Below are 10,577 nucleotides of genomic sequence, written 5' to 3' on the forward strand. Positions count from 1 at the left end.
TCCCTCACCTGCTGGAACGCGAAAAGAGCAATTTCCGCAGCGGCGCTTGCCTGCCGTCGGTCCTCGTGATGCGCACCACCTGTTGCTGCTTGGCGCCGAGGCGCAGTTCGGCCGCGGCGAAGAGGCGATCGACAATGTAATAGTTGCCGCGTATGCGGTAGTTGACGAGCTGGTTGTCCCCGTCAGCACCGACGATGAAGAGCGGCGGGGCCTCGCCCTGATCGATGCGGCGCGGAAACTCGATGTAGACCTTGCTGCCATCATCGAACGCGCGCGTCGGCCTCCAGGGCGGCATGTCGCCGGTAATCGAATAGCGGAAGCGAATATTTTCGAGAGCCACATTCGACGCCACTGGCATAGCAGCCTCGGCCTGCGCATCGCGCCGGCGTAGCGCGATAATCTGGTCCTCGCTGTAGGTCCAGGAGATTGCCGCCATGGCGGTCTTATCCGTGCTTTGAAGCTGCAAGTGATAGCTTCGCCGGTCCGTGGTGATCACCAGATTGGTGGCAAGTCCTGGCGCGAAGGGCTTCACCAGCACATGGGTGCGCTGGTCATCGCCGGAGCCACTGACGGTGTCGCCAATTACCCAGCGCACTGTATCGCCGGCCGACACGGATTGGAGTTTCTCGCCTGACTGCAGAGCGATATCGCTGACGCGCTCCGGTGCGGCATAGAGCTGGTAGAGCAAGCCTTCGGCAAAGGGGTAAACCTGCACCGCATTCACATAGCCATATTTGGTGGGTTGCTGCGTCGCCGCCTTGTTGGCATCGGCGACACGTTCTTCAGGCGAGCGCCTGTCTTCAGCAGCCTTGCCCGGCTCGGGCTGCAACTGGCCGGGCAGCGGTAGCGGTTTCGGCACTTCCACGACTTTGATGGGCTTCTCCGGCGCCTTCTCGATTGCCGCCGGTTGGAACTTGGCAGCATCATAGGAAATCTGAGGTGGCGGCACCGGCTTCGAGGCACAGGCGGAGATGACCGCAGCCGACGTCGACAGGACCAGCGCAGTGCGGAGCGACGAGAGTCTATTTATCATTGGCGGGCTCCTTTGGGGGAACGGAAGTCTGCGCGGCACTGTCGAGCTCGCGCGACCAGTCGATGGCATTGATGAAGACGCCGAGCGGGTTTTTGCGCAGCTGATCGGTATTGTTCGGCGGCCGGATCACAATGGTGAGGATCCCGGTCCAACGCGTTGTGCTGGCGAGGCTGCCGCGCTCAAAGACCTGCTCGGTCCATTTGACTTGATAGGAGCTGTCGGACGCTCGAACCACGCTCGTCACCTGCACCGAGACGCTGCGCGTCCCGATCTTGCCGAACGGGTCGTTGGCCTTAGCGTACTCGTTGAGAAAGAGGGCTCCACGGTCGGTGGCAAAGTCGTAGGCCGACAGCCAATTCTGCCGCACTAGCACCGCATCGGTGGAAACAGAGCGGACATTCTGGATGAAGCGGCCGAGATGCCAGGCGATCTGGGCATCGGTGGGCTCGTAGTCCCGGATTGCTGGAGCGACGGCGCGCGCCTCGCCGAAACGATCAACCTCGACGACATAGGGCACGACGCGGCCCTGCATCGACTGCCACAAGAGTCCACCAGAGAGCCCGGTGGCCAGAGCGAGGCAGCCAAAGGCCATCAGGCGCCAGTTCCTTGCCTGCACGCGCGCAGTGCCGATGCGCTCGTCCCAAAGTTGGGCGGCCTTCTGGTATGGTGTGACGGGGTGGGGCGTCTTCCCGTAACGTTGAACTGGTCGCTTGAAGAGCATCTAGTCTTCCTTATCGTTGAGAGAGGGGTTGGCGCCGCTTCCACCCCGATCGCCATCGCGGACGGCCTGCGTGGCGGCGTGGCGATGGGCGCGCGCGGTCTGTTCGGAACGCAAGCGCCTCGCCCACGCCGGCGCGGCATTGGCACCTGACGCGGCAGGGTTTCCGGTCATTGATGCGGTCGGCGTGCCGCCCGTCGCGGTCCAGGCGGCATCGCGGCCGGCATCGGCGCTGCGCCGGAATGGTTCTGTTGCAGATCGCATTCCCCGCATCGCGGCGCCGCCAGCTGCGCCGGCAACGCCCTGCAGTCCAGCCGCTACGCCGGAGAGGCCGGACTCGGGCGATGTTGCACGCCCCATCTGCCAAGCTGTGGAAGCAGCCGATCCCATGGCCGTGCCGGCTCGAACGGCGGCGAGACCGCCGCCGGTTGCCATGCGCGCGCCGGCAAGCGCCGCACCTCCGGCAACGAGAGTTGATCCGGCGGCCGCCGCGGTGGTTCCGAGTGCGGCTCCCGCGCCAAGCTGCGGCGCGCCCGAGACAAGACCCGAGGCAATTCCCGGCCCGAAAATGCCGAGCCCAAGCAGCGCCAACGCGCCCAGTACCTGTGACATGGCCGCGGCCAAGTCCGGCTCCTTGCCTTGCAGGGCGGAAGCGAACTCGCCGAAGAGCGTGGAGCCGATGCCGACGATGACGGCAAGCACCATCACCTTAATGCCCGACGAGATCACATTGCCGAGCACGCGCTCGGCCAGAAACGCCGAGCGGTTCCAGAGCGCGAAGGGCACCAGAACAAAGCCGGCCAATGTGGTGAGTTTGAACTCCAGGATGGTGATGAAAAGCTGGATGGAAAGGATGAAGAAGGCGATGAGGACCAGGAACCAGGCGAGAAGCAGCACGAAGATGGTCAGCGCGTTGCCAAAAATCTCGGGAAAGCCGACTAGCTGGCTCGCTTGATTGAGCAGCGGCCAGGCGCCCTCGAAGCCGGCCGCGGCAATGCGGCCTGGCCGCAGGAGACTGTCGGCGGACAAATTGCCGGACGAAGCGTTGATGCCGAGCCCGGCAAAGGAGCGGTAGATAATGTCGGCAAGGCTTCTGAAATTGTTCAGGATGAACGCGAAGGCGCCGACATAGAGCACCTTTCGGACGAGCCGACCGAGAATATTGGGTTCGCCGCCGAACGCCCAGACCAGGCCCGCCAGCGTGATGTCAATGCCGATCAGGATGGTGGTGAGAAAGGCGACGTCGCCCGAAAGCAGACCGAACCCGCTATCAATATAGCGGGTAAAAGTCTCCATGAAGCGATCAATGACGCCGAGGTCATTCATGTCGCCGCCTTCCTCGTTGTCTTGAAGAACTGCTGATCAGTTGCCGGGATAGGCCGTACCGGTGCCCAGGAAACGCTTCGTCGTCTCGCGGGCGGCTTCCTCAGACTGCGCCTTGCGGGCAGCATCTTCGGCTTCAGCCCGGAACTGGGTCGCGAGCAGCGTCTGGATCTGCATCTGCTGCTTGGTCGAAAGCGCGATCAGCTGATTGGTGGCCTGGCTTGCCTCAAGGGCACCTGCCGCGCCCTGACTGCGGTTGACGAGATCGGTAAGCAGGTCGCCGTCGGCCCGCACGTTCTCCACGATCTGCGACTGCGCGCTCATGGTTTGGCGGAACGCCTGCATGGCGTTTTGCCAGCGCTCGCGCGCGGCGCTCGCCACATCGTTGACCTCGATTGTGGCGTCGTAGCTTTCCGGATATTGCACACGCCACTGGTTCTGAAGCTTGTCGAGATCGAAGCTCAGGCCGCTGGCCTGGGTCATCAGGCCGTCGATCCGTTGGAGCGAACCTGTGAGCTGGCCCACGGAAGAAAAATCCAGGCGCTGAAGGTGCCGCGCCATGTTCTGCAGCATCGTCGCCTGGTTCTGAAGCGACTGGATCTGGTTGTTTATCTGCTCCAGGGAACGTGCCGCTGTCAGCACGTTCTGCGCATAATTCGACGGATCGAACACGATCAGGGCGTGGGCCGGCTGAACGTAGTCGGCCATTGGTTTTGCGATCAGGGAAACGGTGATCAGGCTGGTGAGAAGGCGGCGCCGCATCATGACGATTGCTCCTTGTCTGGTTGAGGGAATTGCTGGAGAAGCTCGGCAGCCCAATCGAGGCCGCGCGCACTCAGGAACCGGGAGGCAAAGCTGTCCTGCCCGTGCTCTGACAGGACGCTGTCGATCAAAGCTTGCGTGGCCGGATCAGAGGCGCCGCAGAGCGCAAGAGCGATCGGGCCGAGCCCGAGCTCGAAGAGGCGGTTGCCGCGGCGTGACTGCAGATAATACTGGCGCTTCGGTGTGGCACGGGCGACCAATTCGATTTGCCGCTCGTTCAGGCCGAAGCACTCATAGGCTGCCCGCACCTGCGGTTCCACGGCACGGTCATTGGGAAGAAAAATGCGCTGTGGGCAGCTCTCGATGATTGCCGGCGCGATCGACGAGGCAGCGATGTCTGCAAGTGACTGCGTGGCGAAAATCACGGAGACGTTCTTCTTTCGCAGCACCTTCAGCCATTCGCGGATGCGGGCGGCAAAGAGAGGGTTGTCGAGATAGACCCACGCCTCGTCGAGCATCAGCAGCGTCGGCCGTCCGTCGAACCGCTCCTCGAGACGATGGAACAGATAGGTGAGCACCGGGAGCACAGCGCCTTGGCTGTGCATCAGCTCTTCGGTCTCGAAACACTGCACATCCGACAAAGCCAGCCGATCTTCATCGGCATCGAGCAGCCGGCCGAAGGGACCGTCGAGCGTGTAGGGCATCAACGCGGCCTTGAGCCCATTGGACTGAAGCAGAACCGACAGGCCCGTCAGCGTGCGTTCCTGCACCGGCGCAGCCGCAAGGCTGATGAGTGCCGACCAGATCGCCCCCTTTACCTCCGGCGTAACGCTGACATTCTCATGGGCAACGAGGCCGGCTATCCATTCCGCCGCCCAGCTGCGAGTAGTCTGGTCGCCGATATTGCTCAGTGGCTGGAAGGCAAGCGCACCATCCGCGCCCAGCGCGTGGTGTTCTCCGCCCATGGCCAGTGTTGCCGCACGAGCCGAATTGCCCTTGTCGAAGACATAGACCTGCGCCCCGGCATAGCGTCGAAACTGCAGAGCGACTAGCGCGAGCAGAACCGACTTGCCGGCACCGGTCGGACCAACGATCAGCATGTGACCGACATCGTCGACATGGGTGGAAAGCCGAAACGGGGTGGACCCGCTGGTCTCGGCAACAAGAAGCGACGGTGCTTCGATCCGGGTGACTTTCGCGAGATGCTCGTTTGTCGCCGGACCGGCCCAAACCGACGATAGCGGCATGAGATGGGCAAGGTTCAATGTATGAATGAGCGGCTGGCGAACGTTGGCATAGACATGGCCGGGCAATGAGCCGAGCCACGCCTCGACCGCATTGATGCTTTCACGGATCGTGGTGAAGCCGAGCCCATTGACTATGCGCTCAACCGCTCGGAGCTTTTCCGCGGCGGCCTGCCGGTCCTGGTCCCATACCGTCACCGTTGTGGTGAGATAGCCGAAGCCGACGTGATCGCCGCCCAATGCCTGAAGGGCGGCATCCGCATCGAGCGCCTTGTTGTCGGCGTCACTATCGACGAGAGGGACGGGTTCGTTGGTCACGACCTCGCGCAGGATGGCTGCGACCGATTTGCGCTTGGCAAACCACTGACGGCGCAACCGGGTCAGTGTCTTTGTGGCTTCCGTCTTGTCGAGCGGGATGAAGCGCGTCATCCAGCGGTAGGCGAAATCCTGATGGTTGAGCGCGTCGAGGATCCCTGGCCGGGTGACGTTCGGGAAACCAAGGATGGTGAGGGTGCACAGATGCTGCTCACCCAGCATCGGCTCCAGGCCGCCGGTAAGCGGCGCGTCAACCAGAACACCGTCGAGATACATTGGCGTTTCCGGCATGGCGACCGGATGTTGGTAGGTCGAGATTGTGCCGTGCAGATAGGTTAGCGTCTCGGCATCATCGAGGGCGCGCACTTCCGGCATGAAGCCGGACAGCAAATCCAGGACGCGGTCGGTCTCGTCGCGAAACCACGCCAGCTCCTGGCGCCAGTCTCTAGCCCCTCCCGAGTGATGCGAGTCGACCAGTGCGCTTTCCGCCCGCGCCTGGCCATCTGGCGCCGGCATGAAGACCAAGGTCAGATGATAGCGACTCTCGAAGTGCGCGACCTTGCCCTCGAAGGCCGCGCGCCGTTCCTCATCGACCAGCCATGAGGCAGCATCGGGAAAAGCCGAGCTCGGATAGCCCAGCGCTTCAACGCGCTCGGCCTCGAAAAACAACCCCCATCCGGAGCCCAACCTTCGTAGCGCATTGTTGGCTCGTGCGCAGATGCCGACCAATTCGGCTTCGGTCGCGCTTTCAAGGTCGGGGCCACGGAACCGGAAGGTTCGCTGGAAGCTACCGTCTTTATTGAGCACGATGCCGGGCGCGACCAAAGCGGCCCAGGGCAGATGATCGGCCAGCCGATCGGCTTTGCCGCGATACTCCGAAAGGTTCAGCATGCAAGCCACCCCTTCAGGCGAAGATGACGGACAAGCACGCTGGCGAAGTCCGGATCGCGGCGAGCGGCAAAGACCGCGAGCGTGTGGCCGGCGATCCAGAGCGCCAGTCCGGCGATCCACTGCTGCAGGCCAAGGCCTATTGCCGCGGCCACCGTGCCGTTGAGGATCGCCACCGCTCGCGGCGCGCCGCCCAGCAGGATCGGCTCAGTCAATGCCCTGTGAACGGGGACTTCGAAACCCTCGATATGCTGCTCTCCGGTGGCCATCAGACGAGTGCCCCGCCGCCGAAGGAGAAGAAGGAGAGAAAGAAGCTCGATGCCGCGAAGGCGATCGACAGGCCGAAGACAATCTGGATCAGCCGGCGAAAACCGCCTGCCGTGTCGCCGAAAGCAAGGGTCAGGCCGGTGGTGATGATGATGATCACCGCGACGATCTTGGCGACCGGTCCCTGGACCGACTCAAGGATCTGCTGCAGCGGCTGTTCCCAAGGCATGCCGGAGCCCGCTGCGTGGGCCGGGACGGTGAGAAGAAACGCGAGCCCGGTGGACGAAAGGAAGCGAAGCTTCTTGAGCATGAGGTGACCTTTCAAAACTGCTGGAGTTGCGGAAGCGTGAGCGGGGTGACGGCGTAATCACCGCTGCTGTCGAGACCGGTGACCTCAGCGATCGCGTCAATGCGGCGCGAGGATCCGCGCCCAGCGATGAAGACGATCAGATCTACCGCATCAGCGATGAGGCGGCGGGGAACGGTGACGACGGCTTCCTGGGCGAGCTGCTCGATACGGTAGAGAGCGGAGCGCGCCGAATTGGCGTGAACCGTCGCGATGCCGCCGGGATGCCCGGTGTTCCATGCCTTCAGCATGTCCAGGGCTTCCGCGCCCCTGACTTCGCCCACGATGATGCGGTCGGGTCTGAGCCGCAGGGTCGAGCGCACGAGATCGGCGAGCGTGATCGACCCCCGCCTCGTCCTCAAGGCAACGCAATCCTTCGCCGCGCATTGCAGTTCGCGCGTGTCCTCGATCAGGATCACCCGCTCGTCGCAATCGGCGGCTTGTGCCAGCAGCGCATTGGCAAGTGTTGTCTTGCCCGACGACGTGCCGCCGGCGACCAGGATGTTGCGCCGCTCGCGGACCGCCTTCTTCAGCGCATCGGCCTGCAGCGGCAGCATGACCCCGTCGGCGACATAGTCGGCCAACGTGTAGAGTTTCGCCGCAGGCTTTCGGATGGCGAAGCATGGCCCCAGCACGACAGGCGGCAGCAGACCCTCGAAGCGCTCGCCCGATGGCAATTCGGCGCTGACAATCGGATTGTCCGCATGCGCCTCGGCGCGCACGTGGGAGGCGACCAGGCGGATGATGCGTTCGGCCTCAGAAGGATGCATGTGCACGCCGGTGTCGACCCGGCCTTCACCCAACCGGTCGAGCCGCAGCGCACCGTCGGGATTGACCATCACCTCAATGACGGTCGCATCGGCAAGGGCTTCGGTGATCGCCGGACCCATGGCGGTGCGCAGCATGGCGCGGCGGCGATGGTCGGCTTCCGGATGAGAACTCATCCTTCCCCTCCCCTGCGATCGTCGGTGCCAAGTGACCGTTTCCCGGAAGCGATTTGGCGGCCGACTTGTTCGACGAACTTCTCGAAGCGCTCCTGGGCAATCGCTTGCGTCGCCTTGTCCGGCACCGGCGTGTGAGCATGAAGCGTGATCGAAAAGCGGATGAAGCGCGCCAGGCTCTCCAGGATCATCTCGACATCGCGCCTGACATGTCCGAGGTCACGGGAAAGACGGTCGAGCCTCTTGCCGTAGCGGTGGTCGAGTTCATTCTCCCCACGGCGCTCGATAAAGGCCTCGACCGCGTGCGCCACAATGGCCGATTTGGTGGTCGATGGATTGCGGCTGAGGTTCTCCAGCTTCTCGCTCAACTCGGGTCCAAGCAAAAACTGGTGACGAATGCGGTGGGGCTTCATGCTGCTTGTTCCCTCTGACCGGCGCTGATGCACCGGCGACGGGAACGAGCATCGTCGAGATCCTCGAAATCGCTTACGGCCGTTATCTACGCTGAGATGCGCCCGCGTATGGCGCGCCGTTCAGAAGCCGGGCACGATGTCCTTGTCGTCGCCCATTCCCTCATTGAGGCCGTACGCACGTGCTGCGGTGGAAATCCGATCCATGACGCGCTTGTCGGCGAGCGTCTCGCAGTCATCGTCTGCGGGCGTGAACAGATCGCCATGATCAGGCTCCTGGGCGACGAGGGTCCGTTCTTCGGGCAGGCCCGGATGGCGCTGCTGCTGGACACCTCCGTCTTCGATTGCCGCGCCGGCACTGTCGTCGTCGCCAGCAAGACGCCGATCCACGCCGCGCACCTGTCCGCTCCAATCGTCCGGGCGCGACGTGGGCCGATCCGCGTAGGCACCGTCGCGCAGCACCGGCGAAGGCAGCACTCGCTCCGTGAAATTCGGATCCTGGTAATAACGCAACTTCTTGGCGCGAATCGGCGGCAATCCCGAAACCAGGATTAGTTCGTCAGCCTGCGGCAACTGCATCACCTCACCCGGCGTCAGCAGGGGGCGAGCGGTCTCTTGGCGGCTTACCATGACGTGGGACAACCAGGGCGCCAACCGATGGCCGGCATAGTTACGCATCGATCTGAGTTCCGTCGCGGTACCGAGCGCGTCCGAGATGCGTTTGGCCGTGCGCTCGTCATTTGAGGAAAAGGCAATCCGCACATGGCAATTGTCGAGAATGGCGTTGTTCTCGCCATAGGCCTTGGAGATTTGGTTCAACGATTGCGCTATCAGATAAGCGCGGATGCCGTAGCCTGCCATGAAGGCGAGCGCAGTCTCGAAGAAGTCGAGCCGACCGAGCGCCGGAAATTCATCCAGCATCATCAGGAGCTGATGCTTGCGGCTCTTCTTTGGATCGCCCTCCAGGCGCTCGGTCAGCCGCCGGCCGATTTGATTGAGCACCAATCGCACCAGGGGCTTAGTGCGGGAGATATCCGACGGCGGCACGACCAGATACAGCGACATCGGTCGCTCGGCATCCACAAGGTCGGCAATGCGCCAGTCGCAGGCCGATGTTGCCGCGGCCACCGTTGGATCACGATAGAGCCCGAGAAACGACATGGCGGTCGAGAGAACGCCTGAGCGCTCGTTCTCTGACTTGTTCAGCACCTCACGAGCCGCCGAGGCCACGACCGGATGGACCTGGGGCTTGTCCACCGTGCCGAGGTGGTTGGTGGTCATCATCCGCTGCAGTGTCGCAGCGAATGAGCGTTGCGGGTCCGACAGGAAGGTGGCGACACGGGCGAGTGTCTTTTCCTCTTCGGCGTAGAGCACGTGCAAGATGGCGCCAACTAGAAGTGAATGACTGGTCTTCTCCCAATGGCTCCGCCGCTCCAGCGCGCCTTCCGGATCGACGAGAATGTCGGCGATGTTCTGAACGTCGCGGACCTCATCTGGACCTTTGCGCACTTCCAGCAGCGGGTTGTACCGCGCCGATCTCGGATCGGTCGGATTGAACAAGAGACAGTGCGAGAACTTCGACCTCCAGCCAGAGGTCAGCTGCCAGTTCTCGCCTTTGATGTCGTGAATGACGGCCGAGCCGGTCCAGGAAAGAAGGGTTGGAACAACGAGTCCGACGCCCTTGCCCGAACGTGTCGGCGCAAAGGCCATGACGTGTTCCGGTCCGTCATGGCGCAGATAGCGATAATTCAGTCCGCCAAGGAAAACGCCGGCCGGCTGAAACAGCCCCGCCTTCTCGATTTCCAGCTTCATGGCCCATCGTGAGGACCCATAGGTGGTGACCAACCCCCGCTGCCGTGCGCGCCAGAGGGACCCAGCTATCGCGGCGGCACAGCCCAGGAACCCACTGGCTCCGGCAAGTATGCCAGCCTTGTCAAAGACCTCAGGCGCATAGGCGTCAAATTGGAACCACCATTCGAACAGCTTCCACGGCTGGTAGATCGGCCAGCCGACTGTCACAAACCATGGTGCGCCGAGTGACGGCTGATAGGAGAGCATGTGGGCGCACCATTGGGTTGCAGTCCACACGCCAAGAATGACAATTGCGAATACGACAGCGATCTGCCCAATCAGCAACTTCGTGGGTGTCAATGGCTTGCTCCGCTCTTCTGGCCAGACGGACCAAACATCGCGCCGAGCGATGAGAATTCGAACGGCCGCTACGTGCGACTAGAGCACGTCCTGTTTAATCCGGTTCATATCCTGCGGCTTTGAAGTAGTTGGCGCATTCGGCTGGGGTGAAGAGGTCGACGACTGCGCCGACCGCGTCC

10 protein-coding genes are annotated in these 10,577 nt (G+C 62.8%); all 10 read right to left on the reverse strand.

The annotated features are described in order from the left end of the window. Positions 1-4: 4 nt before the first annotated feature. Positions 5-1,033, reverse strand: a complete 1,029-nt coding sequence (trbG, locus tag NKJ84_RS28870; protein WP_352509261.1) for a P-type conjugative transfer protein TrbG — start codon at positions 1,031-1,033, stop codon at positions 5-7. Further along, the gene (trbF, locus tag NKJ84_RS28875) at positions 1,023-1,754 is read right to left on the reverse strand and encodes a conjugal transfer protein TrbF (protein ID WP_352509262.1); all 732 of its coding nucleotides are present in this window, start codon (positions 1,752-1,754) and stop codon (positions 1,023-1,025) included. The genes trbG and trbF overlap by 11 nt, the downstream gene beginning before the upstream one ends. Continuing rightward, positions 1,755-3,077, reverse strand: a complete 1,323-nt coding sequence (gene trbL, locus NKJ84_RS28880) for a P-type conjugative transfer protein TrbL (protein ID WP_352509264.1) — start codon at positions 3,075-3,077, stop codon at positions 1,755-1,757. Positions 3,078-3,113: 36 nt separating this feature from the next. After that, positions 3,114-3,839 carry a P-type conjugative transfer protein TrbJ gene (gene trbJ / locus NKJ84_RS28885; RefSeq protein WP_352473678.1) on the reverse strand — a complete coding sequence of 242 codons (726 nt, stop codon included), beginning with the start codon at positions 3,837-3,839 and terminating at the stop codon, positions 3,114-3,116. Continuing rightward, complete coding sequence (gene trbE, locus NKJ84_RS28890; protein ID WP_352509265.1) at positions 3,836-6,286, reverse strand: conjugal transfer protein TrbE; 2,451 nt, start codon at positions 6,284-6,286, stop codon at positions 3,836-3,838. Before trbE ends, trbJ begins: the two co-directional genes overlap by 4 nt. After that, entirely contained in the window at positions 6,280-6,552 is a 273-nt protein-coding gene (locus NKJ84_RS28895; RefSeq protein WP_023680309.1) for a VirB3 family type IV secretion system protein, read from the reverse strand. The genes trbE and NKJ84_RS28895 overlap by 7 nt, the downstream gene beginning before the upstream one ends. Further along, entirely contained in the window at positions 6,552-6,860 is a 309-nt protein-coding gene (locus NKJ84_RS28900) for a TrbC/VirB2 family type IV secretion system protein (RefSeq protein WP_352509267.1), read from the reverse strand. The genes NKJ84_RS28895 and NKJ84_RS28900 overlap by 1 nt, the downstream gene beginning before the upstream one ends. An 11-nt stretch (positions 6,861-6,871) precedes the next feature. Then, positions 6,872-7,840, reverse strand: a complete 969-nt coding sequence (gene trbB / locus NKJ84_RS28905) for a P-type conjugative transfer ATPase TrbB (protein WP_352509269.1) — start codon at positions 7,838-7,840, stop codon at positions 6,872-6,874. Continuing rightward, positions 7,837-8,250 carry a CopG family transcriptional regulator gene (locus tag NKJ84_RS28910; protein WP_352509270.1) on the reverse strand — a complete coding sequence of 138 codons (414 nt, stop codon included), beginning with the start codon at positions 8,248-8,250 and terminating at the stop codon, positions 7,837-7,839. The genes trbB and NKJ84_RS28910 overlap by 4 nt, the downstream gene beginning before the upstream one ends. Before the next feature lie 120 nt (positions 8,251-8,370). After that, positions 8,371-10,398 carry a conjugal transfer protein TraG gene (locus NKJ84_RS28915; protein ID WP_352509271.1) on the reverse strand — a complete coding sequence of 676 codons (2,028 nt, stop codon included), beginning with the start codon at positions 10,396-10,398 and terminating at the stop codon, positions 8,371-8,373. Positions 10,399-10,577: the final 179 nt, after the last annotated feature.

This window comes from Mesorhizobium sp. M0048 (assembly GCF_040323405.1).
Taxonomy (GTDB): Bacteria; Pseudomonadota; Alphaproteobacteria; order Rhizobiales; family Rhizobiaceae; genus Mesorhizobium.

Coding starts and splice junctions, on each gene's coding strand:
- NKJ84_RS28900 (WP_352509267.1), bottom strand. CDS start 6,860: ATGCTCAAGAAGCTTCGCTTCCTTTCGTCCACCGGGCTCGCGTTTCTT.
- trbG (WP_352509261.1), bottom strand. CDS start 1,033: ATGATAAATAGACTCTCGTCGCTCCGCACTGCGCTGGTCCTGTCGACG.
- trbB (WP_352509269.1), bottom strand. CDS start 7,840: ATGAGTTCTCATCCGGAAGCCGACCATCGCCGCCGCGCCATGCTGCGC.
- trbF (WP_352509262.1), bottom strand. CDS start 1,754: ATGCTCTTCAAGCGACCAGTTCAACGTTACGGGAAGACGCCCCACCCC.
- trbL (WP_352509264.1), bottom strand. CDS start 3,077: ATGAATGACCTCGGCGTCATTGATCGCTTCATGGAGACTTTTACCCGC.
- NKJ84_RS28910 (WP_352509270.1), bottom strand. CDS start 8,250: ATGAAGCCCCACCGCATTCGTCACCAGTTTTTGCTTGGACCCGAGTTG.
- trbE (WP_352509265.1), bottom strand. CDS start 6,286: ATGCTGAACCTTTCGGAGTATCGCGGCAAAGCCGATCGGCTGGCCGAT.
- trbJ (WP_352473678.1), bottom strand. CDS start 3,839: ATGATGCGGCGCCGCCTTCTCACCAGCCTGATCACCGTTTCCCTGATC.
- NKJ84_RS28895 (WP_023680309.1), bottom strand. CDS start 6,552: ATGGCCACCGGAGAGCAGCATATCGAGGGTTTCGAAGTCCCCGTTCAC.